The sequence below is a fragment of the Bacillota bacterium genome (assembly GCA_040757205.1).
Lineage (GTDB): Bacteria > Bacillota > Desulfotomaculia > Desulfotomaculales > Desulforudaceae > Desulforudis.
Genome location: JBFLXL010000009.1, coordinates 41,257 through 66,009, shown reverse-complemented (window position 1 = coordinate 66,009; position 24,753 = coordinate 41,257). Strand labels below are relative to the sequence as shown.

Genomic DNA, 24,753 nt, shown 5'->3' with positions numbered 1-24,753 from the left:
GCATTGCTGATCCTTTAACCCGCTTGCTTAAGCGGAAGGGTAAGGGTAAACGTGCTGCCCCGGCCGAATTCGCTTTCAACCCAGATCATACCGTTATGAAGCTCAACGAGCTTTTTAGTCAGGGCCAGCCCCAGACCTGTTCCTTCATATTTTTTATTATACGATGATTCAAGTTGCGAAAAAGGCTTGAAAAGCTTGTTCTGATCCTCAGGTTTAATCCCGATCCCGGTATCGGAAACCGCGATTTCTATAAATTCCCTGTAAGGCAGAGCGGAACCATCCTCCGCCATTGATAAGCCAACCATTGCTGTTGAAGAGAGCCTGGCGGTAACAGAGACAGCACCACCAGCGGGTGTAAATTTTACGGCGTTGCTCAAGAGATTAAGCAGTATCTGCTTGAACTTTCTCTTGTCAGCTTCCAGCTCCCGGACGGCCTGCGGTTCTATAGCTATCTTCAGTTGAATATTCTGTTCCCGGCATATTTCCACAAACTGGGCGGCTGCCTCCTCCAGCGCCTCCCTGACTGGAAAGCTGGTTAATTCCAATTCAATCTTACCCGCCTCCACCTTGGAAAGGTCGAGGATATCGTTGATGAGAGATAATAGGTGGGTGCCGCTGGTCAGGATATAGCCGACATATTCTTTTTGCTTTTTGTTTAGCTCCCCCGCAAAACCATCCTCCAGAATCTGTGAAAAACCGATGATGGAGTTCATCGGGGTCCTCAGTTCATGGGACATATTGGCTAGAAATCTGGATTTCGCCGTTGACGCATCGGCGAGTTGTTGGTTCAGCGCTTCCATCTCCTCGTTTATACGGGCTAATTGATTATTTTTGGCAAAAACCTCCGTTGTTTTTTGATGCAATTTTAACGCGATCTCTTTTTCCGATTCCAGCAGCAACGACCAGCGATATCCAAAATAACCGCCCGCTAAAAGCAAAAATAAAGTGACCGCAGCCATCCATTTTAACATTAGTATAAGTGGCGCCATGGCTACCCTCGTTGGAACATCAACGACAACCCCCCAACCATACTCGCCGATCGGGCGATAGGAGGTAAATACCGGTTCGTTTGTCTCAATATCTACAGTTTCCTCAAACCCGCTTTGCCCTTGCATCAGTTTCCGGACCACAGGTCGGGCGGAAAGGTCTTCGGGGTCTATGATTTTGCCTCCTGTTAAAGAACTGTAAACCAAACGACCTTTACGGTCGACGACGATGATGCGACCTTCAGGGATAATTATACCATCCAGCAGTCTGGTGAAATAGTCGGCTTTTGGCTGCATGGTCAGCACGCCTAACGGGACGCCTTCCAGCTTGAGCGGGACAGCGATGGAAAAAACATAGCGCCTTGGCTCTGTTGTTCTCAGAAAAAACTCTGAAACATAAGGCGACCAGTGTTTCGTCACGCCCAGGAAATAGTCCCGGTGCGAAAAGTCCATCCCGATTGTTTCGGGAATAAACGGATAGTTGGCGATCTGAAGCCCCTGTGCGTTGACAATGGTAGCTTTGTCCATGTGCTCCATATTGTCAATTAAATGCTCCAGGTGCCTATTCATCCAGTCCGTATCGCCCTGCTGAATCATCGCCAACAGATGCGGTCTGGTGGCAAATACTTGCGCTGCGGCAATATCACGGGCCATACTGATTTCTATACGTTCTTCGACATTCGTGACGGTCATATAAATTTTATTGGTCAGCAATTGGCCAACATTATCCGCTAATGTAAAATTAAAAAATCCGGCCAGCGCTAAGAGAGGAATGCTCGGAATAAGCAGACCAATAAGGACAATTCTAAGTTTCGATTTCAAGATCCATTTGGTTAATTTAACCACGGCAGCCTTCCTCTGCTCCAAAGGAATTCAAAAAAGACTCTCGCTGCTAATCAGCTCCAATCTTTGGCCGCATCCGGACGTGCTCGTCATAGTCGTTTAAAATTGCGGCCAAAGCTTCCGCCGCTCTTGGGTTACCAAGTCAACCAGGGGCAAAAGCCGCTTCCCGGCGTACCAACCGATCTTTACCTTTCAGCAAGCATGACCTACTGGTGTCCATTAACAATTTTCAACAAAATGACCAAAATCCTCTAACCCGACTTTGACGCCCGACGCGTGAAACTCTGTGAGACCCTTATGAACTGGGTATTTATACTTTTACTTTGTTACTTGCCGGATCGAGGGTGAAGAGTTTGCTTGATTTTGTCAGGTGCCTGACTTTTGAATTGTAGCGAATTCTGGATTCTAAACTCTTTCCCTAAATCACCGGCGTGCCGAACACCCGGGCCAGATACAGAAAAAGCACCTGGACCAGGCCGATCAGGAAGCCCAAAACCCCGCCCAGCACCGTGATGTGCTTGATCTCTTTGGAAGCCACCCGGAAGATGATTTTTTCCAGGGCTTCCAAGGGAAACGAATTCATCCGGTCTTCTATAATCCGGGCGATCTTGATCTCCTCCCGGGCCGCCTGGGTCACCTCGTCGGCCAGCCAGTCAATAATGTCCGGCACCCGGTCTTCCACCATGTCGGCCAGGGTATCGGCCAGCGCCTTCTTCACGGACCCCGGGATTATCCCGGGAGTGCGGGCCATCACCGCTTCGTGGACCGCGTCGCTGACCGCGAGAGACAGGCGTTTCGTCATTTCCTCAGTATGGACCTGCGCCACCAGGTCGTCAAAGGAAAGCAGTTCGGCTTCAACCGTCTCGCCGATGCTGCGGGCCAAATCCTGGCGTCTCTTGGGCAGGAGCCCCTGAATGGTGATCGGCAGGAAAGGGATCTTGTAGGGCCGGTACGGACGGAACAGAAGCCACACGGCAATGAGATTGGTCCCCCACCCGATCAGCGCCCCAACCAGCGGCAGTGTCAACGCGTATAGGAAGAACAAACAGCATACACCCTTGCGGAAGCGGCCTCGGAGTGGCTAGAATATACCAGATTTCGGGCATATGCGCAAGGACGGGCCGTGAGGCACAGGACTGACGCGTGAAAAATAGCCGCAACTCCGGGGGAAATTATCTCGCACCAGTCCCTGGAAACCTTGGTATGGCTCTCGTTATAAAGGCCACGGGTCGGTCTTGCGTCAGGCCTGGTTCCGGGCCGGGCAGTACCTGCACCCGGCGCAACGGCGCAGGGCCCCGGGGAACACCTCGGTCAGCGTATTGTAGGTGGCCGCCATGCACTTGCCGTGCAGGGTGACCTGGCGGGGAGCCAGGGTCACCAGGGCTGAAATCAGAAGATCTTCCTGCCGGACCTCGTCGTCTGCCGCACCCGGCGCCGAATCCACGCTTTTGGCCACCACCTGCATAGACCGGTCATAAATCTGAAAACGATTTCCCGACATCATCACCACGTGCACCAGGTCCATCGGTTCTTCCCGCCGTTCTACAAATTGCCGGAGCACGCCGATGAACTCGCGGTTTTCCTGTTCCAGCAAAAGGTCGTCCAGAATCCGGCCCGCGGCTTTCCCGACATAGTCGATAAAATCCGGCATCCGGAAGTTGACGAAGCCGTCGACGTCCAACCGGATGTTGTCTTCCAGGTAAGACACCAGGCGGTGCATGCACTCGTGCCGGTAGCCGTCGAAAAGGGACCGGTCCTCTTTCAGGCGGGCGCGGACCATCTCCCAGTCCCGGTCATTCGTCCAACCGGTGCTGATCAAGAGCCGGCGGCCGACGTAATAGTCCCACTCCTGGATCACGAACACCGTCACCGCATTGGCGATCGCCTGCCGGAAACCTCTGCGGTCCCGCCGGCCGAAAAGCCGGGGCTCATTCATCCGGCAGCGGAAAACGCCGGGGGGCCGTTCCCTGAAAGCCACCCGCATCCCCTTGCCTCTCAGGATGCGGAGTTCCCGCTTTAAAAGAGTGTGCATAAGAGCGGCGTGGTGTTCCTGCGTGGAGACATAGACGTCCAACGGACCGGCCCCCTTTTCCCGGTATTTTAATAGCAAGTGTAGGCCGCAACACTATACAATATGCCCGGAAGGAAAAGGGGTTAAAAACAAGTAAAAGGGAAACCGGGCACCGGCCGCGAATACAATGAGTCAATTGTACCGGAAACGGAGGCCGGTTTTTTTGTTGCGTGGCGTATATATCGTCGATGCCGACAACACCCTGTGGGATACGAACGCGGTGTTTCTGGGCGCTCAACTTAAGATGGCCGCCAACCTGCGGGACAGCGGGTGCAGCCTGGAGACCGCGGCGGCCCTGGATTTGCTGCGCGCGCTTGATTTTCGTCTCGCCCTGGCGCTCGATGACTTCGAGTATGACTATACGCGGTTGGCTTTAGCGCTGCTGCTGGTCGACCGCGGCCGGCCGCACGACGAGGCGGTCCGCCTGGCGGCGGCCGCGGCACCGCCGGCGCTGGAATGGGACCAGAGCCAACCGGCAGGGACGGCCTTTTACGCGCACCTTCAAGCGCACTGCCCCCCGCTTTTCTTTGGGGTCACCGAAACCCTGGCCAAGCTCCGGAGCGAAGGGAACACTTTGGTGCTGCATTCCGAGGGCCGGGAACAACGCATTGCCCGGACGCTGGCGGCACATGATCTTGGTCCGTTTTTTCACCATAACGTCCTGGAACGCAAAAGTCAGGACTCCTTCCGGCGGGCCAGGCAGGCCGGGGAGGCCTCTTTCGCGCAAGCCAGGGGCCGGAGCCCGGACCACTGCGTGGTGGTCGGCGACTCGCCCAAGCGCGACATCCGTTTCGGCAACATCATCGGGGCGACCACCGTCTTCAAGCCCGGGGGGTGGCTGGGAACCGAACTGCCTGACGACCCGCTGCTCACCCCGGACTACACCATCAGTTGTTTCACCGAACTGCTGGGGCTCGGGAGCAGATAATAAGGGCTTCCTGGACGGAAGCCCTCTGGTGATTCGCTTTAGCTCGGGAAGCCCCGGAATCAGGCGATTTCGCCCAGGTAGGCGGAACGGACCTTCGGGTCGTTCTGGATAGTCCGGCAGTCCCCGGACATCAGCACCCGCCCGGTTTCCAACACATAGGCCCGGTGCGCGATCTGGAAAGCCATATAGGCGTTCTGCTCCACCAGAAGAATGGTCGTGCCCTTCTGGTTGATGGTCCGGATGATTGAGAAGATCTCCTCCGTCAAGATCGGTGAAAGCCCCATCGACGGTTCATCCAACAGCAGGAGGCGGGGGTTGGCCATTAATCCCCGCCCGATGGCCAGCATCTGCTGTTCGCCGCCGGAAAGCGTCCCGCCCAACTGCTTCTCCCGTTCCTTAAGACGGGGGAAGCGGGTGAACACTTCCTCCAGCGTGTCCGCGATCCCGGCCCGGTCCGTTCGCGAGTAGGCGCCCATCATCAGGTTCTCGCGTACCGTAAAAGTACCGATGATCTTCCGCCCTTCAGGCACGTGGATCAGACCCTTGCCTACGATTACGTGCGGCCTAAGGCTGGTGATTATTTCATCCTGGAACACTATTTCGCCGCTTTTCGCTTTGATCAAACCCGAAATGGTGCGCAGGGTCGTGCTCTTGCCGGCGCCGTTCGCCCCGATCAGGGTGACGATCTCTCCTTCCCGCACTTCGAAGGAGATGTCCTGGATGGCCTGAATAGCCCCATAAAAGACACTGAGGTTTCGCACCGCAAGCATCAAGCCACCACCCCTCTGCCCAGATAGGCGCTCAATACTTTCGGGTCCTCACGCACCTCGTGGGGCAAACCCTGGGCGATGGTGACGCCGAAATCCATGACCACCAGCCGCTCGCACAGGTTCATGACCAGGCCCATCTGGTGCTCAATCAACAGAATGGTCACGTCAAACCTTTCCTTCACGAATTTGACCAATTCGACCAACTCGCGCACTTCCGACGGGTTCATCCCCGCCGCGGGCTCGTCCAGCAAAAGGAGTCTCGGTTTGCAGGCCAGGGCCCGGGCGATTTCCAGGCGGCGCTGGGCGCCGTACGGCAGCGACCCGGCCTGGTCGCCGGCCCGGTGCAGGAGGCCCAGCGTGTCCAGAATCTCCTCGCTCTCGGCGACAATCCGGGCTTCCTCGGCCAGAAACCGCGGTGTACGCAGGAAGGCTTCCGCCAGCCAGTAACGGGTCCGGGGCTGAAAAGCCGCCCGCACGTTGTCCATCACACTGTTTTGCGTAAACAGCCGAATGTTCTGGAAGGTACGGGCGATGCCCAACTGGCAGACCTGGTAAGGCTTTTTGCCGGTGATCACCTTGCCGTCGAAGGTGATGGAACCAGTGTTTGGCGGGAAGTAGCCGGTGATCAGGTTGAATACGGTGGTCTTGCCCGCGCCGTTCGGCCCGATAAGCCCCACGATCTCACCGGTCTTTATCTCGAGGTTGAAGTCGCTCACCGCTTTCAGGCCGCCGAAATCAATCCCCAGTTGATCAACCTTTAACAGTGGCATTTGGACCCTCCTTGGCCTTGAACACTCGCGGAGCCAGAAAACCATATTCTTTGTTTCCAAAGAGACCCTGGCGCCGCACCAGGATGGTGACCACCAGGATCAAAGCGTAGATCACGCCCCGCCAGTCCATAAACGCCATTCCCAGGACCGCCCGCAATACCTCCAGCAGGAACACCCAACCGATCGCGGTGACCACGGTGCCGGTCAGGCTGCCCATCCCGCCGAGCACAACGATGATCAGGAAGTCCACCGACGGCAGGAAGTCGAAGTTCGAGGGATGAAGGAAGGGATACCGGTGCGCATACAGCGCGCCGGCCAACCCGGCCAGGCCGCATCCGAACACGAACGCCAGCATTTTGTACCGGAAGATGTTGATGCCGATCACGTTGGCGGCGACCTCGTCTTCCCGCAGGGCCATACACGATCTTCCCTGGGCGGACTGTACAAAATTGCGGGCCAGGACAATGCTCAAAATAAAGAACAGGAAAATCCAGTCGAAATCGGCAACCTGAGGGACGCCGGTCATGCCGGTCGCGCCGCCCATAGCCGGAATGACTTTGTTGGCGTTGTCAAAACCAACCTTACAAATGACTCCAAAACCGAGCGTGGCAATCCCCAGGTAATCCGAGGTCAGGCGTAGCACAGGCAGGCCGAACAAAAACGCCACCAGCGCGGCCATAAACACTCCGGCCACCAGCGCCGCCAGAAACGCAGCGGCCTCCCCGCCGAGTGACTTCGTCACCAAACCGGCCGTGTAGGCACCGATGCCGTAAAACGCGGCGTGCCCGATGGAGAACTGGCCGGAGATCCCGAAAATCACGCTCAAGCCCAGGGCACCGATGGCAACGATCATGGATTGGTCCAGCACGCGTTGCCAGTAGGGATTGATGAATCCACTCAGCACCAGCAACTTGATCAACGCGTAGACCGCCACGGTCCCCGCCGCGTAAAGGGCAAGCCGCTTATAGTTGCTATTTACTCCCATTGGCGTATCCTTCCTCATTTAAACCTTTTCCGGCTGGGTCTTGCCCAAAATGCCGGTGGGTTTAATCAGCAGCACCAAAATTAGGATCGAGAAGGCGATCATGTCGCGTAACTGGGAGGAGATGAACGCCGCGGTCATCACTTCCGCCTGGCCCATGATTAAAGCCCCCAGCATCGCTCCGGGAATGAGGCCGATACCCCCCAGCACGGCGGCGGTGAAGGCCTTGAGGCCGGGCATGATTCCCATGAACGTGAAAATCTGTGGGTAGGCGATGGCGTAAAGCACGCCGCCCACCGCCGCCAGGGCCGCGCCGATTCCGAAGGTCAAGGAGATGGTGCGGTCTACGTTCACGCCCATCAACCGGGCGGTGTCGTGGTCGAAGGACAACGTGCGCATCGCGGCGCCGAGCTTGGTCCGGTACACGAGGTATTGAAGGCCGATAAGCATTATCACCGCGGTGACGAAGATCAGGACCTGGATGTTGGAAATCGTGACCCCGCCGATGCTCCAGTAGACCTCTTCAAAAGGGCGCTGAACCACCCGGTAGTTCGGACCGAACATAAACTTCAGGCTGCAAAAGTACTCGATGAAGAACGACACACCGATGGCGGCAATGAGCGCCATAATCCGCGGTGCGTAGCGCAGAGGGCGGTAGGCAAGCCGCTCAATGGTCATGCCCAGCGCGGCGCAGATAATCATCGCCACCACGATCGCCAGCGGCCAAGGCATGTTCCAGTTGGTGAACCCGAAATAGCCAATGAACGCCCCCACCATAAAAACATCGCCGTGGGCGAAGTTGATGAGTCTTACTATGCCGTAGACCATTGTGTACCCGAGGGCGATCAGCGCGTAAACCATACCCAGTTGAAGCCCGTTGATCACCTGTTCTAGAAAATACTCCAACCCACTTTACCCCCCCCAACCTGAAAACAGGCAGCGGGGGAAAGAGGCTTTGCTCTTTCCCCCGTACCTTGTGCAACTCTAGGGATCTACGATGGTTACGAACTTCTGGGCGCCGTCCTTGACCTGCAGGATCGCGGCCGACTTGATGGGGTTACCGTTCTCATCGAAGCTGATGCTGCCGCTCACGGCCTGGAAGCCGTCGGTCGCCGCCATCGCGTCGCGGATGGCCGCCGGGTCCTTGGAGCCGGCCTTCTCGATGGCCGCCAGCAGAAGGTTGGTGGCGTCGTACGCCAGGGTGGCCAGGGCGTCGGGGGTCTGGCCGTATTTGGCGGTGTACTTCGCTACCCATTCCGCCACTACCGGACGCGGGTCCTCAGGAGAATAGTGGTTGGTGAAGTAGCCGCCTTCCATGGCCGCGAAATCCAGGTCCGGGCTGTCCCAGCCGTCGCCGCCGAGGAAAACGGCGGTGATGCCCTTGTCGCGGGCCTGCTTGCCGATCAGGCTGGCTTTCTGGTAGTAGTCGGGCAGGAACAGGATGTCGGGTTTCAGCTGCGCGATCCGGGTGAGCACTGCTGAAAAGTCGGTGTCGGTCTTGGCGTAGGCCTCTTCAGCCAGCATCGTGCCGCCCCCGGCGACGAACGCCTCCTTGAAAAAGTCCTTCAGACCGATGGTGTAGTCGTTCCCCTGGTCGAACAGGACGGCCGCCGTCTTGGCGCCGAGTTCGTCAAGGGCGAAGCGGGCCGCGACGGTGCCCTGGAACGGGTCGATGAAGCAGGCCCGGAAGATGAAGTCTTTGCGGTTCCCGGCATCAACGGTGACCTTCGGGTTGGTCGCGGTCGGGCTGATCACGACCACGCCCGCAGCCTGAGCCACTTCCGAAATCGGGATGGTGCAGGACGAAGTAACCGAACCCACGATCGCCGATACTTTGTCCTGGGTGATGAGCTTGTCGGCTACGTTCACGGCTTCGGTGGCCACGTTCCGGTCGTCGGCGATGACGTACTTGATGTTGAAGTCTCCGACTTTGTTACCCGATTCCTCGATCGCCAGCTCGAAAGCATTCTTCACGGATTCGCCGAAAGTCTTGACGTCACCCGTCAGGGGGGCGATCAAACCGATCTTGATTTCCTCCGCCGCAGCCGGGGGCGGAGCTTGGCCACCGCCGCAACCGGCGATAATGGACAGCGAAAAGAGAATCACCGTCAACAGGGCTACCCATTTGGACACTCTCACCAAGTTTCCCCTCCCAAAATAAGAGTAAAAGAAGTTGATTGGGTTTTTCTGGCCCCTACCCGGACGATTGCTCTCCCCGGAACCACCCCCCCCCGCCTAAGTTTGCAATCGACAAAAACCTTAAACGCGCTCCTACCCGGTGGACCACCTCTTGGACCACCATTAGATATTCATCCTTACTAATACCTTTCCTGCAAGGTTAAATTCAAGCTAAAAACTTTTCGGGCAAGCTTGACGGCGGTTCTTGCATCGTCCGGACGGAAGGAGAACCGGCGCTGATTGCCGGGCGAATGTTATAGAATTCTGCAAATTCCTCGGAATTCCTGCTCCGGGTCTAGTCCGCCGGAAAATAATCACGCACCGGCCGACACTAATTACTGATTTCGCCGCCATACCCGGGACGAAACCCGGAGAGCCTTTCCCGCAGCCTGGTGTAACGCCGGCGCGGCTCGTCGTTGCGGATGGCGATGGCCAACGCCTTCTTGGTGCCGACGAGCACCACCAGGTTTTTTCCGCGGGTCACCCCGGTGTAGACCAGGTTCCGCTGCAGAAGCACATAGTGCTGAGTCAGCACCGGCATAATCACCACCGGATATTCGCTTCCCTGGGCCTTATGCACGGAGACCGCGTAGGCCAGGACCAGCTCGTCAAGTTCCGAGAACTCGTAGCCTACGGTCCGGCCGTCGAAGTTCACCTTTAGTTGTTGTTCGTCGAAGTGCACGGCCGTAATCCGGCCGATGTCCCCGTTAAACACTTCTTTCTGGTAGTTGTTCACCACCTGCATGACCTTGTCGTGAGTCCGGAACATCCGGTGGCCCCTAACCACCCCTTCTTTCCCCGGGTTCAATAGATTTTGCAGCTCGGCGTTCAGGTTCGCAGCGCCGGCCAGGCCCTTGTGCATCGGCGTGAGCACCTGGATGTCCCGCACCGGGTGCCAGCCGAAGCGCTTGGGGAGGCGTACCTTGCACAGGTTGAGGATCGTCTGGACCGCCGTTGCCGGGTCCTCCTCCTGGATGAAGTAGAAGTCGGACGGGCGGCCGGTTTCCGGCGGGCGCAAATCGGGAAACTCGCCCCGGTTGATCCGGTGGGCGTTTACCACGATCCGGCTTTCCCGGGACTGCCGGAAGATCTCGGTCAGGGTCACCACTTTGAACCGGCCGGAATCGATAATGTCTCTTAAAACGTTTCCCGGACCGACCGAGGGCAGTTGGTTGGTGTCCCCGACCAGGACCAGGGCGGCGCTTCGTGGAATGGCCCGGACCAGACTGTTCATCAGCAGGGTGTCGATCATCGAAGCCTCGTCGACAATAACGGCGTCAGCGTCCAGGGGCGAGTCCTGGTCGCGCTGAAAACGGCCTTTTGCGGGGCTGAACTCCAGCAGGCGGTGGATGGTCCGGGCCTCGTGCCCCGAAGCCTCCTGCATGCGTTTTGCCGCCCGGCCGGTGGGGGCGGCCAGGACGACCCGCACCCCCAGAGCCTGGTAGATGTTGATCATCGCCCTGATGATGGTGGTTTTGCCGGTACCCGGCCCGCCGGTGATCACCAGGACCTTGTTGGACACCGCGCACGCCACGGCTTGAGCCTGCTTCTCGGCCAGCCGGAGCCCGAGCCTCTTTTCCACCCAGGGAAGCGCTTGGGCGGTGTCCACCCGACCCGCTGACCCACTGACCCACTGACGCGGGTACCCCCGCCGGGTACCCCCGGGTACCCCGACGGCGGCTCCGGCGTCCCGGAGCCCGCCCAGGCGCTCGGCGAGACTGGTTTCGGCGGCGTAAAAGGGCGCGGGGTACACCGCTTCGTCCTCCCGCACCACACGCCGGCGCGTGATCAACCGTTCCAGGGCCTCGGCAACGAGGTCCCGGCTGACCTCCAGCATTTGGGCCGCCCGGGTCACGAGCGTTTCGCAAGGGAGGTAGACGTGTCCTTCGTTGGTGCTCTCGTTCAGGACGTAGAGGGTCCCTTCCTCGGCCCGTGTGATGGAATTGGGATCGATGCCCGCCTGCCTCGCGATCCGGTCGGCGGTGATGAAGCCGATGCCGTGCACGTCGGCCGCGAGGCGGTACGGATTCGTTTTCACGACCTCCACCGCGGCGTTTCCGTACTGCTTGTATATCTTGGCGGCGTAGGCGGCGCTGATGCCGTGGTCCTGAAGGAAAACCATGATCCCCCGGATTTCCTTCTGGTCCTCCCAGGCCCTGGTGATCAGGGCCACCCGCTTGGGGCCGATGCCGGCCACCTCCGCCAGCCGCCCGGGGGAATGGTCGATCACGTCCAGCGTCTGCAGGCCGAAAACCTTAACGATTCTTTTGGCCATTACGGGACCGATGCCTCTGATGAGTCCCGAACCCAGGTACTTGCGAATACCGTTGACCGTCGCCGGAACCACGGTCTCGAACCTCTCGACCCGGAACTGCGGCCCGAACCGGGGGTCGGCAACCCACTTCCCGGTGAGTTTCAGGGACTCCCCGGGGGTGATGCCGGCCAGGTTGCCCACAATCGTAATCAGTTCCTTTTTCCCGGTTTCCTGCAGCCGGGCGACGGTGAAGTGGTTTTCCTCGTTGTAGTAAGTGATCCGTTCCAGATATCCGTGGACTACTTCCAATGGAAACCCTCCCGGGGCACCCCGGACTCCTCAGCCCAGCCGGGGGCCTCGTCTGGCGTGCACCACTTCAAGCGCAAACCCTCCCGGGGCACCGGACTTCTTCTTCCACGCCTCCGGCAGTCTTGTGTTATAAGGTTACCATTGTCACCGGTCAATGGAGCGGCTATTTGCAGGCAGAAGACGGTGAAAGGGCCACCGGTGCCAAAAGCCGGCTTTCCGTCCGTTCATCGCGCTATTCCTCGAGGCCGAACCGTCTGCGCAGGTAACTGGCCTGGAACACGCCCAGTGGGTTGTGCGCCAGCACCCGGTCCTTTACCGCGAACACCGTGACCGGTGCCCGGACGTATTTGTGAAACAGAATGTCGTGCCCCACGCACAAACCTAACTCGATGTTCAGCTCGGTCCTCGCCCGGTTCAGAATCTTGGCCTGAGCTACCGGGTTGCACAGAGTCTCGCATTTCTCCGGGTCCAGTTTTTCGAGACCGAAGTCATCCTTTCTAAGACCGCCCACTTTGCAGCAAACCGATTCGACCCGAAAACCTCTGCTTTCCAGCACCGCGGCCAAGTCGCCGGCCTCCCGGGCCAAGCCCAAACAAAAAGCCAGGCCCAGCTTACGATAGCCCATTGCTTCACAGAATTTGACCAGTTCCTCCAGACGGCTGAGCGCATTGCCGAATTGGCACTGAAATTCACTGCTCAACGAGAGGAAAGGCCGGTTTTCCGGGAGGGCGTATTCGGACAGCACCAGCTTGCCGCCGGTACAGTCAAAGCCGGTTTTGTCGCACGCGTTCCGGGGATTCTGCTTGCAGTCGGCACATTTCAACCCGATTCACCCCTTTTCGGCCCGCAGATCCCTCGCGCAAGAATTCGCCGCCGGCAGAGGGATTCCTGCGGGCCGCCGGCGCTGCAGCATACGGCGAACACCTGGTTATACCACGCGAATCCGGGGTGACGGCGCCGCAGCGGCGCCTCCTGCTACTCTTCCTCCACCCTCACCTTGGTCATCCGGTCTCCCTGCTTGATCCGGTCCACCACGTCCTGCCCCTCGACGACCTGGCCGAATACGGTATGGACCCCGTCCAAGTGCGGAAAAGAGTCGTGGCAGACGAAGAACTGGCTGCCGCCGGTGTTCCGCCCCGCGTGGGCCATGGAAAGGGCCCCCCGGACGTGTTTTTTCGGGTTGATCTCGCACTTGATGGTGTAACCCGGGCCGCCGGTGCCGTTGCCCTTGGGGCAGCCGCCCTGAATGACGAAACTCGGGATTACCCGGTGGAAAGTCAGTCCGTCGTAGAAACCCTGTTTGATGAGCTTGGTGAAGTTGGCTACGGTATTGGGGGCTTCCTTTTCGAACAACTCCACGACGATGTTGCCCTTTTCCGTTTCGATGACCGCTTTGCTCAACCGAGCCCCTCCTCTGCACGTTTCTTTCTCATTATAACCAGCATCCCCGCCGTTGACCACGGCTAATTCTCGTTGAATCAGGGCGTCCTGTGCGCCGCATGCGCCGCAAGACTGCCTTTTCGTTGTGGAAGAAAAGTGATACAATATTTGGGGTCCGGATAGGCCCTTATTGGAAACACTACCTGTGAAGACCATTTCTGGTCCAAAGGCAACGGTCGTCCGGATGAACCCTTATTGGAAACACTACCAGTTGATTCGGAGGCTATCGATATGAGTAAGGAAAGACCGACGGCGAGTTTTGCCGACCTGGGCATAAACCCCGAAATCTTGAGGGCTGTGGACGACATGGGTTTCGAGGAACCCTCGCCGATTCAGCTCCAGACCATACCCCAACTCCTTGACGGCCGGGACCTGGTCGGTCAGGCTCAGACCGGCACGGGGAAGACGGCGGCTTTCGCCATTCCTCTGCTGATGCGCCTGCAGCCCAGGCGGGGTTGGCCGCAAGTCCTGGCAATGACCCCGACCCGGGAATTGGCCATCCAGGTGGCGGAGGAGTTCGCACGCGTCGGCCGGTACACGACCACCCGGGTACTGCCCGTCTATGGGGGTCAGGGCATCGGACGGCAGATCAAAGCCCTGCAGCGCGGCGTGGACGTGGTGGTGGGCACACCGGGGCGGGTGCTGGATCACCTGAACCGGAAGACGCTGCGCCTGGAACACCTTCAGGCCGTGGTGTTGGACGAGGCCGACGAAATGCTCGATATGGGATTCATCGACGACATCGAAAGCATCTTGAACGCCACCCCGCCAGGTCGCCAGACGCTCCTCTTTTCGGCCACCATCCCGGGCCCCATCGCCCGGCTGGCCGAGAAATATATGCGTGCGCCCGTCCACGTGAGCATCAATCCCGAGTACGTGGCCGCGCCGGATATCTGGCAGATCTACTGCGAAATCAGAAACATGGACCATCTGGAAGCGTTGTGCCGGATTTTGGACGCCGAAGCCGTGGACCGGGCCATTATTTTCTGCCGCACCAAGCGCCGGGTGGATGAACTGGCCGAGGCCCTCCGTTCCCGGGGTTACCCCGCCGACCACATCCACGGGGACCTCGAGCAAAACCAGCGCAACCGGGTGATGGGGGCGTTCCGCGAGGGGGACATCGACCTGCTGGTGGCCACCGACGTGGCCGCCCGGGGCATTGACGTACAGAACATTTCGCACGTGATCAACTACGACTGCCCGCAGGACCCGGAATCATACGTGCACCGCATCGGCCGAACCGGGCGGGCGGGCCGGACCGGCACGGCCATCACCCTGGTGCACCCAAAGGAACTGCCCCTTTTGCGTACCATCCAGCGCCTGGTGAAGGTGCGTATTGAACGGCACCCCATTCCCTCACTCGCTGACGTGGCGGACCGCCGGATGGAGATCTGGCGGCAGCGTCTGCTGGAAGCGTTGGGCACCGGCAACCTCACCCCCTACCGCACTTTGGTTCAGGAACTCAGCGAGGAATACGAACCGGCGGAGGTGGCCGCCGCCGCCCTTAAGCTGCTGGCCAGGGACCTGGGACGTGCGGACCGGGACGCGGGCGCGCTACGCGCCGAAAAGTTCGGGGACACCGGGGCCGAGGCGGGTATGGTGCGCTTATTCATGAATATCGGCCGGAATCAGGGGGTTACCCCGGCCGACATCGTGCGCGGCGTGGCCGAGCAGGCACGTATCCCGGGAGGCGTAATCGGGGCGATCGACATCTACGACAACTTCACCTTCCTGGAGGTGCCCGGGGAGGTGGCCCACCAGGTGGTGGCCTCGATGCGCCACGCCGTCATCAAGGGCTGGAACGTAAACCTGGAACCGGCGCGGCCGCGGTGACCCCCGGTACGTCCGAAGTGACCCCGGGTCCCCGCACCCTAGCGCCATACGGTTTTCCCCACCGCATGGGCGATGACGGGAAAAAACCCGCCCCGCTTTTTTCTCCGCGACCATCAGCCGGTCACCGGCGCCAACCTGCCCCGCCGGTTCTTGCAGCCCTTGGAGCGATCAACCGGTCCCGCCCAAGTTGAAAGCCGCCGTAAACGGCGGTCTTTGTTTTTCGGCACCCTTTTTTAGCAAGAGGAGCGGGAACAGGAGTTCTTTGACTGGATAATCGACGTCATGAAGGCGGCCCGGGAGAGCTACCCCAGCGAACCCCGCTTCGCGCGTGATACCCCCATTCCCGGGGTGAACTGGGCCTTCATTCTCTGGACCGACGAAGAGATCTACACTACCCGTGGGCAATCCGGCTGTCCGGCATGGTGGGAAGACGCCTTCGCGATGATCAGTGCAATCGTGGACCTGCCCCCGACGGGCACTCAAGATAAATCCTAGCTTGTACAGAGATCTCTTTCCGTAATCGCCACCGGCAGCTCCTTGATCCAGGACCCAAAATCGCCATAACTCCTTACTGGCGTTACCTTATCCTCTCTTTGGCCTGGGCGCGCCTCTTTAAATTGTAGAATCCCAAGGCCGAACGCCTTGGGACTGCAAGTCCTAGATGGTGGGCGGGGCGAGGATTGAACTCACGACCTTCTGCGCGTCAAGCAGACGTTCTCCCACTGAACTACCCGCCCGAATGTATTTCCCATTATGCCCGAGTTCGGCTCTTTTGTCAAGCCGGGCTGCACCCCGTGCTACGCCCCGCCGGCGCCCCGGGTGAACCAGGCATGCGGGATCAGCCGCCCCCCCCGGCGCACAGGCTGAATCATCGCAGGCGAGTGTACCAGGGCTTGCGGGCCACCCCGTAGCCGACCGTGAGATCGACCTGGGCCAGCTGGCGCCCGTTGATCCTGAAGGACATTTCGCCCAGCTTTACCCCGGGGGCGACCGGGGCCTCAAGTTCTGTTCTCAGCCGGACTTCTTTCTCCAGCAGGGGGAGTTGTTCCGCGGGGAGGTATAGCTTTACGGTTTCGGCCGGCACCACGGCGACGTCGGGCCGCACACCCTCGCGGACCATCAACCGGGTGATCTGTTCGCCTCGGGTGGCCGCTTCGATGGGTTCCAACGCAAAACCGTAGTTCAGCAGCCGACGGGCGTCCTGATACCGGCCGTCGCTGTGCAGGACCACGGCCACTAGCTGACGGCCGTCCCTGGTGGCCGAGGCAATGAGGCAGTGACCGGCGGCGGAGGTCGTGCCGGTCTTTACGCCGTCGATACCTTCATAATCCGAGCGAAGCAGGCGGTTGGTGTTCCGGATGGTCCGCTTACGGTCCGGTTCGCGCCAGTAGACGGTGATTTCCCTGGTCCGCACCAGGGCGGCGAAGTGCGGAATCCGCAAGGCGTACCGGGTGATCTCCGCCAGGTCCGCAGCCGTGGAATAGTGGTTGGGGTGGGTGAAGCCGTGCGTGTTCTGGAAACGGGTGTCGTATGCTCCCAACTGCCGTGCTTTCAGGTTCATCCACCGTACAAACAGGTCGTAGTCGCCGGCGACATGTTCCCCGATCGCAATAGTGCAATCATTGGCTGACATTATCAGGGCGGCTTTCAACAAGTTCTCCAGGGTGATTTTCTCCCCGGTTCGGAGGTCGATGACGCTTCCCCGCCCGAACCGGGCCGCTCTTTCGCTCACGGTAACCACGTCTCCGGGACGGCCCGCCTCCAGCGCGACGATGGCGGTGATCACCTTGGTGAGGCTCGCGGGGTCGTTTCGGTGTTTTTCATTTTTGGCGAAAAACACGTGTCCGGTCCGGACGTCGACCAGGATGGCGGCGTCGGCGGTAACCCTGGGCGGCTCCACGATTAAATCCGCTGGCTGTGCTGCCGGAGACGACTGCAGTACTGGGAAGACAAACAAGACGATTAGCAAGGCCAGGCTTGCCCTTGCCAATAATTTCATCAGCTATCACGCTCCTGCATTATTCTCTCGCCGCAATGGAGTTTTCTTACGCGCGGCCTCGTGGGCATATTTGTCTGCGGTGGGAAATATAACTTACCATAACGTTCGAAGGGCGGTGTTCCCCTGTGCGCATTTACGTTTTCAGTGCCCGCAGCTTGAAGCGGAACCTGGTCCTGGCCGTCGTGCTGGTCCTTGCGGCCGCCGCGTTCACCTCGGTCATGACACGCCGACCCGTGGTCGTCGTGCCAACGCTCACCGAGCACTCCGGGATTGTTTACCGGGTCAAAACCGAGGATCCGGTGGTGGCACTCACCTTCGACATCAGCTGGGGCGAGAAGGTGCCGCCGCCGGTGCTCGACATTCTCGAGCGGGAGGCGGTCAAGTGCACCTTTTTCCTGTCCGGCCCCTGGGTGGTAAAATATCCCGAGATCGCCAGGCGGATCGCGGACGACGGGCACGAGGTCGGCAGCCACGGCTGGCGTCACGAAGACTACAGCACTTTTTCGGATGCGGTAATCAAGGAGGAGATCGCCAAGGCCCACAGAGCACTTGAGGAAACCACCGGTCGAACACCCGCCCTCATCCGGACCCCGAACGGCGACTGGAATGAGCGGGTGGTCGAAGCCATTTCCGAAGCCGGTTACCGGGCGATTCAGTGGAGCGTTGATTCGCTGGATTGGAAAGATATCGGGGCTAAAGCGAGCACCAAACGGGTACTGGACCAGGCTGGACCGGGGGCGATCATCCTGATGCACGCCAGTGACAGCGCCGACGAGACCCCCGACTCGCTTCCGGGCATTATCCAGGGATTAAAAGAGAGGGGTTATCAGTTGGTCACCGTGTCGGAGCTCTTAAAACATGGGCGGGGCGTCGCCGAATAGCCGGCGTGAAGCGTCAGAAAAGTTGAAGCCGCAGGCTTTTGCTGCGGCTTCATCGTTATTACCGGGTTATCGGGGTTGAGCGGCGGTTGATCTCTGCGAATTCCCTCTGAAAAGCACTGACCGGCTCCCCTCTGCGGATCCCGGCCGCGATTCTGTCCAGGCGGGCAAACGTATCCATATCGGTGGTTACCATCACCCGTTCGATGCGCCGTTCCTGCTGCTGTACTCTTTTGGCCGCTTGCTCCTTCTCCTCATCGGTCCGCCGCCCCTCGATCCCCTCCTCGAGGTTCAAACCGATATAGGCCGTGTTGCCGGCCAACACAACGGTAGCCCTGTTCACACCGGGGGTCTCGGCGGCGGTCTTGGCCAGCCTGTCTGCCAGCCGGCCCGCCTCCCGCGGGTCATTGGGCAACGCTTGACGCGCCTCGGGAGGCGCCTGTTCGGGCGGCGCCGGACGCCGCATGATTCCGCAGCCGGCCAGAGCACCGACCAGCAGAATCACCCCTAACAGCGCGGCAACCGACACCAGGAACCCATTCCTTCTGTGGGCCATAATCTCCCTCCTTTCCGTGTGGACCTAGTATTCGCCCGCGCCGGGCAAGGCATTCCTTTGTGGCGCAGGTAATTAATCCCCGGCCTGCCGGGCGGAACCCGCCCGTTCTCTTTCAAAAACGCCGTTGGCTTCGTCCACCGGGCTGTCGGTTCAAAAAGGCTGACTGAAGGTCCGTCTTAGTTTGGACCGGCAGCACCAAGATAAACTGGGAAAACCTACCGGCGGAACCGCCACCACCAGAGCAGCCCGGCGGCGGCCAGGAGTGTTACCACCACCACGTCCAGGCGGTGGAACCACGGTTTCAGCTCGTGCCAGTTTTCCCCGAGCGCAAAGCCCACGTACGTCAGGGCGATGCTCCAGAGCAGTGATCCGGCAAACGTGTAAACCACGAAACGCTTGAAGTTCATCCGGGAAATGCCCGCCGGCAGCGAGATGAACGTCCGGACGACCGGCACGAGACGGGTTAGAAATACAGTGGCCTCACCGTATCGGGCGAACCAGCGGTCGGCCAAATTGAGCTTCTCCGGACCGAGCCCGACGTACCGGCCATAGCGAAGTACCAGCGGCCGTCCACCCACCGAACCGATGAAATAGGAAACCGATGAACCGGCCGTTCCACCTATGGTTCCAGCAAGCACCACGCCCCAGAAACTCAGGTGGCCCTGACTTGCCAGAAACCCGCCGAACGGCAGGATGATTTCGCTCGGCAAAGGAATGTTCGCGCTCTCCAAGGCCATTCCGATCGCCACTCCCCAGTAACCCAGGGCGGCGACGGCCTCCGTCAATTGCAGGAAAAGCCGGTCCAACCATGCCGTCACCGGCCGCACCCCCTTCTGGCAATCCTATGCGGGCCAAAAAGAAAAAACCCCTCCAAGAGGGGGTGAAGAGACTAGGATTTGAGGTCGTGCAGTATCCGGTGAATCAGGGGTTCGATCTTCATCAGTTCGGTGCTGGGCATGGGCACACCCCGCTGCGGTGGCAGCGCTTGACAGAGCCTGCGGAAGTTGTTCGAGACGGAAGAGGCCGAAACGCCGTACAGCCGGGCCAGCCGGTGCTGGCTGACTTTCTTCCGGCCCTCCCTGTGGATGGCCGCGTAAATCACCGCCGCCGTCCAGGCCGGGGGTTTCCTCAAGTAAGGGCGTTCCAGGCAGCAGAAGTCGTGCCACAGGCGCAGAGCCGTGCTCTTGGTGTCCTCCCGGCTGTACCCCAGGTTCTCGAGGCCGGATGCGATCTGAGAAGCCACCTCGGCATAGGTTTCCTCAGGCCAGGCGAAACCGTCGAAGCCCCGGTCGCGCGGCATCCCCGGCGCTGGCCGTGAGCGGCCCGCCCTCAGGAACCGGCGGACCTTGCGGATTTCTTCAGCACCCTGGATCAGGCGGAGCAACTCCTCCACCTGCTCCCGCCCCTCGTTGGTGGCGCATACTTGTCTTAAGGTGTCCCCCTGGAGAAAGGACAGCAACGAAGGAACTGTTGCCGACCCGTCATCCCGTCCCCAAAAAGGCGCCGGGGCGCTCAAGCCCAGTCCCAGGCGGATGATATGCCCGTTCAGCCGGTGCGCCTGCAGACGCAGGTAGCTGTTCCAGGTGCGGTCCTCACCGGGGCGGCGGGCCCGCTTCCACTTCTGGAAGTCCTTTTTCAGCCAGTCCGCCAACTCGGCCTTGAACACGGCCGCCACACCGATGGCACTGGTCGAAAACTCGTGTTCTTCCCCCACCTTGAGCAGCCGCACGTACAGAACGCTGCCGGGCACGATGTCGTCCCGGACTCCCCGTTCCCGGACATAAACCTTCTTCCCGGAAACCAGGTGTTCCAAGGCTACTCCCTTGCCGGGGTAGACTGCTTTAACTTCAAAGAAACTGCTGCGTGCCTCTTGCCAGAGTACCAACAGCATCGCTTGCGTGAACGGCAGTTTTGATCCGCAAACCTCGCCGAATAATTCAATCAACGACTGCCCGCTCGAAAGAGGATAGTCGAAAATAAACCATTCGAAGCACCGCTCGATTACCAGGTCATCATCCAGGGCCTGAAGATCTTCGTCCAGTTGCGCAAAGTAAACCTCCTGGGCTGAGGCCGCTTCCCGCAAAAACACAACTTCTTCGGCAAACTCTCCCAGCTTTCTCCGGAGTTCGGCGCTGGCCCGGCGCCACTTCACCTGGGCCAGGGAAACAACTTTCTCCGGTTTCCCACAGCATTCGTGGTAACAGCGGCCACAACCACAGGGACATTGCCGGTCTGAGTTGTTGATGGTCCAACCCCCTCTGCGCCTTGAATTACAGCGAGACCCTGGTCCTTCAAGAGTGTATTCGACTCCTAAACAAAGTCTCCTGCCCTGCGCGCCCGTTAAAATTCCCTTTGAAAGCCAAGAAATTCTCAGTCGGGCCAGCCTTTTCGGCCTGCCGGTAACGGCAGGTATCCGCAACGGGACCGGTGAAATAATACGCTAAACCAGAGAGAAGGTGTTCCAATGGCCAAGTTCCTCGTGGTCGACGGCAACAGCCTATTGCATCGGGCCTACCATGCGGTCCCACCGCTTACCACTTCCGGCGGCTTGCCCACTAACGCCGTATATGGTTTTACCAACATGCTCCTGCGGTCCATCGCCGAAGAACAGCCGGACATAATTGCGGTGGCGTTCGACAAGGGCCGGATCACTTTCCGCCATGATACCTTCCAGGAATACAAGGCCAAGCGCCCCCCGATGCCGGACGACCTGCGCCCCCAGCTGCCTTTACTGAGGGATGTGCTCGGAGCATTGCGGATCTCCATCCACGAAGCAGACGGTTACGAGGCTGACGACCTCATCGGCACGCTGGTTCGGATCGCCGGTGAAAAGGGACATGACTCCCTGATCCTGACCGGGGACAAAGACGTCCTGCAACTCGTCGGGCCCCGTACCCAGGCCCTGCTGACCCGCAAGGGTATCACCGACCTCGAACGCTACGACCCGGCCAAGACGCGGGAGCGCTTCGGGATCAGCCCGGAACAGTTGGCCGACCTGAAGGGCTTGGTCGGCGACCCTTCGGACAATATTCCCGGCGTACCGGGCATCGGCCCGAAAACGGCCGCGAAACTCCTCGCCGACCACGGCCGGCTGGAGACGGTGCTGGAAAACCTGAGCGGGCTCGCCCCCCGTATCCGGCAACAACTGGAGGACTTCGGCGAACAGGCCCGAATGTCCAAAAAGCTGGCGACCATTGATACCGCGGTTCCCGGATTGGGACCGGAAAACCTCCAGACTTGGCCGGGTCCGGACAAGCCGGCCCTGTTGGCGGTGTTCAATAAGCTGGAGTTTAGAAGCCTGGTGCGCCGGATCACCGAAGCCCCCGCCACCGGGGGCGTTCCCGCGGGGAAACCGGTGGAAGCGTTCAGCCCCGACTACCGGCTCCTGGACCGGCCCGACCGCCTGGAGGCTGTGCTGGGTGACGCCCGCCGGGCCGGCGCGGTGGCCGTCGCCTATGCGCGCGGCCGAAACGGTATCGAGATGCTGGGTTTGAGTGTGGAGACGGGGAACTACCTTTTGCCCCTCCAAGCGGCCGATTTGGAGATCCTGGCCGGTGTGCGCGGGCTCTTGGCCGACCCGGGGGTGGCCAAGCATATGCACAATGTCAAGGACTTTTTGCGCTGGGCTCCGGATTTTAGACTTCTCAACATCGGTTTTGACACCATGGTGGCCGCTTACCTGGTGAACCCCTTAGCGGCCAACCAGCAACTGGAGGATGTGGCCCATCAGTATCTGAACCTGGTGTTGGTTGGGCACGGCCCCGCCGCCCCGGCCGCCGCGGCGGAGTGCATCCGAAGGCTTTATCCGGTTCTCCGGGCCGATTTGCGCGGGTATGAACTCGACTACCTCTTTGACCGGGTGGAAATGCCGCTGACCGGGGTCTTAGCGGACATGGAACGGGTGGGCGTGGCCGTGGATCGGGACCAGCTCGAGGCGCTGTCGGAGGAATTCGGCACCCGGGCGCACGCACTCGCCGCCCGGATTTGCGCCTTGGCCGGGGAGGACTTTAATCTCAATTCCCCCCGCCAGTTGGGCTACATCCTGTTCGAGAAGCTCTCGCTCCCGGCCGGAAAGAAAACCAAGACTGGATACTCCACCGACGCCGGAGTGCTGCTGGACCTCGCTGAAAAACACGAAATCGCCGCTCTGCTCCTGGAGTACCGCCAGTTGGTCAAACTCAAGACCACTTACGCCGACGGGCTGGCCGCCCTGGCCGACCCCGCAACCGGACGGTTGCATACCACCCTGCACCAGACGGTAACCAACACGGGCAGACTATCGTCGGCCGAGCCGAACCTTCAAAACATCCCGATCCGGATGGAGGAGGGCCGCCGGATCCGGAGGGTGTTCATTCCCCGCGACCCGGCTCGCGTGCTTCTGACCGCGGACTACTCTCAAATCGAGCTGCGCATCCTGGCGCACCTGTCGGGGGATCCAGCACTGATCACCGCTTTCCGGAATGAAGAGGACATCCACGCCCGGACGGCCGCCGAGGTCTTCGGCGTGCCGCTGGATATGGTCACCCCGGAGATGCGGAGCCGGGCCAAAGCGGTCAATTTCGGCATCATTTACGGGATCAGCGATTTCGGGCTGGCCAGGGACCTTAAGGTAACCCGGGCCGAGGCCAGAGAGTACATCCGGAGGTATTTCACCTGCCTGCCCGGGGTAAAGGAATATATAGACGCCGCAATCCGTTCGGCCCGGGAGCGCGGTTACGTGACCACGGCTTTGAACCGCCGCCGGCCTCTTCCCGAGCTCGCGAGCGCCAACCACACCGTGCGGAGCTTTGGGGAACGGGCGGCGGTCAACACGCCGATTCAAGGCACTGCGGCCGACATCATCAAGCTGGCCATGGTCAATATCCACGCCTGCTTACGGGAGCGGGACTTAAAAACGCTGATGATCCTGCAGGTGCACGACGAGCTTATCTTCGATGCGCCGGCGGAAGAAGTGTGCACGGTAGCCCCGCTGGTCAAAGCCGAAATGGAAAATGTGCTGCCGCTTTCCGTGCCCCTGACCGTCGACCTGAAAATCGGGCCCAACTGGTATGAAGTGCGCCAAATAGACGAGGTGACCCGATGCCTGAACTTCCTGAGGTAGAGACTATCGTGCGTGACTTGGGAACCCGGCTCACCGGACTGGTGGTGGAACGGGCCGAGGTGCTGCTGCCGAAGGTGGTGGCCGCTCCGTCACCGGCAGAATTCGCGCGGCTGATCAAAGGGCGTGAAATCCTGGGTTTGAGCCGGCGCGGGAAGTACATCCTGGTGGAGTTGTCGCAAGCCTGGGCGCTGATCCTGCACCTGCGCATGACCGGACAACTGGTGTACAGGGGCCTCGGCCCGTCCGAGCCCCGCCCCAAACACACCCACTTGGTCCTGCACCTGGACCAGGGGTTGTTAAGGTTCACCGACCTGCGCCAGTTCGGCCGGGTGTGGCTGGTGCCCGCACGGGAGGTGCGGCGTGTGCCCGGGCTGCGGGAGTTGGGGGTCGAACCGCTCGGCGCCGGATTCGTGGAGGAGGATTTCATCCGGCGGCTCGCCCGGTCCAGGCGGATGATCAAGCCCCTGCTTCTGGACCAGACCTTCCTGGCCGGATTGGGGAACATCTACACCGACGAGGCGCTCTACCGGGCCGGGATCCACCCCGAGCGGCCCGCCGCCGGTCTGGACGTCCGGGAAGCGCTTACCCTGTACCGGGTCATCAGGGAAGTACTGGCGGAGGGTGTGGCTTACAGAGGGACGAGTGTGCAGCACTATGTCGACGGCGCCGGGCAGCAGGGCCGGTTTCAGGAAATCCTGCGGGTTTACGGCAAAAAGGGGGTCCCTTGCCCGGCGTGCGGTACTCCGGTGAAGCGGATCCGCTGCGGCGGGCGCGGTACCCACTTCTGCCCTGACTGCCAACCTTTTTCCAAGCACCAAAGCTCTACCCCTCCCATAGTCTAAAAGGTGAAGAGTC

At 60.0% G+C, this 24,753-nt stretch carries 21 protein-coding genes and 1 tRNA gene; 6 read left to right on the top strand and 16 right to left on the bottom strand.

Annotation, left to right across the window (positions count from 1 at the left end):
- Positions 1–14 precede the first annotated feature (14 nt).
- The 3 genes from AB1402_07860 to AB1402_07850 form a co-directional block, all read right to left on the bottom strand.
- The gene (locus AB1402_07860; protein ID MEW6541511.1) at positions 15–1,832 is read right to left on the bottom strand and encodes an ATP-binding protein; all 1,818 of its coding nucleotides are present in this window, start codon (positions 1,830–1,832) and stop codon (positions 15–17) included.
- A gap of 415 nt (positions 1,833–2,247) precedes the next feature.
- Positions 2,248–2,874, bottom strand: a complete 627-nt coding sequence (locus tag AB1402_07855; GenBank protein ID MEW6541510.1) for a DUF445 family protein — start codon at positions 2,872–2,874, stop codon at positions 2,248–2,250.
- A 195-nt stretch (positions 2,875–3,069) separates the two neighbouring features.
- A complete protein-coding gene (locus tag AB1402_07850) occupies positions 3,070–3,903 on the bottom strand; it encodes a putative sporulation protein YtxC (GenBank protein ID MEW6541509.1) in 834 nt (277 codons plus the stop codon).
- Positions 3,904–4,066: 163 nt separating this feature from the next.
- Between AB1402_07850 and AB1402_07845 the strand changes: the two genes are divergently transcribed.
- Positions 4,067–4,828 carry an HAD family hydrolase gene (locus tag AB1402_07845; GenBank protein ID MEW6541508.1) on the top strand — a complete coding sequence of 254 codons (762 nt, stop codon included), beginning with the start codon at positions 4,067–4,069 and terminating at the stop codon, positions 4,826–4,828.
- 59 nt (positions 4,829–4,887) lie between these two features.
- Here AB1402_07845 and AB1402_07840 read toward each other — a convergent pair whose 3' ends face one another.
- From AB1402_07840 to AB1402_07805, 8 genes are all read right to left on the bottom strand, one after another.
- Positions 4,888–5,598, bottom strand: coding sequence for an ABC transporter ATP-binding protein (locus AB1402_07840; protein MEW6541507.1), 711 nt, complete (start codon positions 5,596–5,598; stop codon positions 4,888–4,890).
- Positions 5,598–6,368, bottom strand: a complete 771-nt coding sequence (locus AB1402_07835) for an ABC transporter ATP-binding protein (protein MEW6541506.1) — start codon at positions 6,366–6,368, stop codon at positions 5,598–5,600. The genes AB1402_07840 and AB1402_07835 overlap by 1 nt, the downstream gene beginning before the upstream one ends.
- On the bottom strand, positions 6,349–7,353 hold the full coding sequence (locus AB1402_07830) for a branched-chain amino acid ABC transporter permease (GenBank protein MEW6541505.1): 1,005 nt from the start codon (positions 7,351–7,353) through the stop codon (positions 6,349–6,351). Before AB1402_07830 ends, AB1402_07835 begins: the two co-directional genes overlap by 20 nt.
- A gap of 18 nt (positions 7,354–7,371) precedes the next feature.
- Positions 7,372–8,256: a branched-chain amino acid ABC transporter permease gene (locus AB1402_07825; GenBank protein ID MEW6541504.1), complete on the bottom strand. Its 885-nt coding sequence runs from the start codon at positions 8,254–8,256 to the stop codon at positions 7,372–7,374.
- A 78-nt stretch (positions 8,257–8,334) separates the two neighbouring features.
- Complete coding sequence (locus AB1402_07820; protein MEW6541503.1) at positions 8,335–9,489, bottom strand: ABC transporter substrate-binding protein; 1,155 nt, start codon at positions 9,487–9,489, stop codon at positions 8,335–8,337.
- A gap of 370 nt (positions 9,490–9,859) precedes the next feature.
- Positions 9,860–12,091, bottom strand: a complete 2,232-nt coding sequence (locus tag AB1402_07815) for an ATP-dependent RecD-like DNA helicase (protein ID MEW6541502.1) — start codon at positions 12,089–12,091, stop codon at positions 9,860–9,862.
- Between the two features lie 232 nt (positions 12,092–12,323).
- A complete protein-coding gene (locus AB1402_07810) occupies positions 12,324–12,914 on the bottom strand; it encodes a DUF1847 domain-containing protein (GenBank protein ID MEW6541501.1) in 591 nt (196 codons plus the stop codon).
- 152 nt (positions 12,915–13,066) lie between these two features.
- Positions 13,067–13,492 carry a peptidylprolyl isomerase gene (locus AB1402_07805; protein ID MEW6541500.1) on the bottom strand — a complete coding sequence of 142 codons (426 nt, stop codon included), beginning with the start codon at positions 13,490–13,492 and terminating at the stop codon, positions 13,067–13,069.
- Between the two features lie 270 nt (positions 13,493–13,762).
- Between AB1402_07805 and AB1402_07800 the strand changes: the two genes are divergently transcribed.
- Together AB1402_07800 and AB1402_07795 are read left to right on the top strand one after the other, a co-directional pair.
- Positions 13,763–15,364: a DEAD/DEAH box helicase gene (locus AB1402_07800; protein ID MEW6541499.1), complete on the top strand. Its 1,602-nt coding sequence runs from the start codon at positions 13,763–13,765 to the stop codon at positions 15,362–15,364.
- A gap of 282 nt (positions 15,365–15,646) precedes the next feature.
- Positions 15,647–15,859: a hypothetical protein gene (locus tag AB1402_07795; GenBank protein MEW6541498.1), complete on the top strand. Its 213-nt coding sequence runs from the start codon at positions 15,647–15,649 to the stop codon at positions 15,857–15,859.
- Between the two features lie 167 nt (positions 15,860–16,026).
- Here AB1402_07795 and AB1402_07790 read toward each other — a convergent pair.
- Both AB1402_07790 and AB1402_07785 read right to left on the bottom strand, forming a co-directional pair.
- Positions 16,027–16,101, bottom strand: a tRNA-Val gene (locus AB1402_07790).
- Positions 16,102–16,232: 131 nt separating this feature from the next.
- Complete coding sequence (locus AB1402_07785; GenBank protein MEW6541497.1) at positions 16,233–17,264, bottom strand: D-alanyl-D-alanine carboxypeptidase family protein; 1,032 nt, start codon at positions 17,262–17,264, stop codon at positions 16,233–16,235.
- 224 nt (positions 17,265–17,488) lie between these two features.
- Here AB1402_07785 and AB1402_07780 point away from each other — a divergent pair, with 224 nt between their 5' ends.
- A complete protein-coding gene (locus AB1402_07780) occupies positions 17,489–18,244 on the top strand; it encodes a polysaccharide deacetylase family protein (GenBank protein MEW6541496.1) in 756 nt (251 codons plus the stop codon).
- A gap of 58 nt (positions 18,245–18,302) precedes the next feature.
- Here AB1402_07780 and AB1402_07775 read toward each other — a convergent pair whose 3' ends face one another.
- The 3 genes from AB1402_07775 to AB1402_07765 form a co-directional block, all read right to left on the bottom strand.
- A complete protein-coding gene (locus AB1402_07775; protein ID MEW6541495.1) occupies positions 18,303–18,797 on the bottom strand; it encodes a YhcN/YlaJ family sporulation lipoprotein in 495 nt (164 codons plus the stop codon).
- A gap of 215 nt (positions 18,798–19,012) precedes the next feature.
- The gene (locus tag AB1402_07770) at positions 19,013–19,615 is read right to left on the bottom strand and encodes a DedA family protein (protein ID MEW6541494.1); all 603 of its coding nucleotides are present in this window, start codon (positions 19,613–19,615) and stop codon (positions 19,013–19,015) included.
- A gap of 71 nt (positions 19,616–19,686) precedes the next feature.
- Entirely contained in the window at positions 19,687–20,949 is a 1,263-nt protein-coding gene (locus AB1402_07765; protein MEW6541493.1) for a cyclin family protein, read from the bottom strand.
- A gap of 312 nt (positions 20,950–21,261) precedes the next feature.
- On the opposite strand from AB1402_07765, the gene polA reads away from it, so the two are divergent.
- Positions 21,262–23,898: a DNA polymerase I gene (polA, locus tag AB1402_07760; protein MEW6541492.1), complete on the top strand. Its 2,637-nt coding sequence runs from the start codon at positions 21,262–21,264 to the stop codon at positions 23,896–23,898.
- Positions 23,877–24,740: a DNA-formamidopyrimidine glycosylase gene (gene mutM / locus AB1402_07755; protein ID MEW6541491.1), complete on the top strand. Its 864-nt coding sequence runs from the start codon at positions 23,877–23,879 to the stop codon at positions 24,738–24,740. The genes polA and mutM overlap by 22 nt, the downstream gene beginning before the upstream one ends.
- Positions 24,741–24,753: the final 13 nt, after the last annotated feature.

Coding starts and splice junctions, on each gene's coding strand:
- AB1402_07840 (MEW6541507.1), bottom strand. CDS start 5,598: ATGCTTGCGGTGCGAAACCTCAGTGTCTTTTATGGGGCTATTCAGGCC.
- AB1402_07835 (MEW6541506.1), bottom strand. CDS start 6,368: ATGCCACTGTTAAAGGTTGATCAACTGGGGATTGATTTCGGCGGCCTG.
- AB1402_07830 (MEW6541505.1), bottom strand. CDS start 7,353: ATGGGAGTAAATAGCAACTATAAGCGGCTTGCCCTTTACGCGGCGGGG.
- AB1402_07800 (MEW6541499.1), top strand. CDS start 13,763: ATGAGTAAGGAAAGACCGACGGCGAGTTTTGCCGACCTGGGCATAAAC.
- AB1402_07795 (MEW6541498.1), top strand. CDS start 15,647: ATGAAGGCGGCCCGGGAGAGCTACCCCAGCGAACCCCGCTTCGCGCGT.
- AB1402_07775 (MEW6541495.1), bottom strand. CDS start 18,797: ATGGCCCACAGAAGGAATGGGTTCCTGGTGTCGGTTGCCGCGCTGTTA.
- polA (MEW6541492.1), top strand. CDS start 21,262: ATGGCCAAGTTCCTCGTGGTCGACGGCAACAGCCTATTGCATCGGGCC.
- mutM (MEW6541491.1), top strand. CDS start 23,877: ATGCCTGAACTTCCTGAGGTAGAGACTATCGTGCGTGACTTGGGAACC.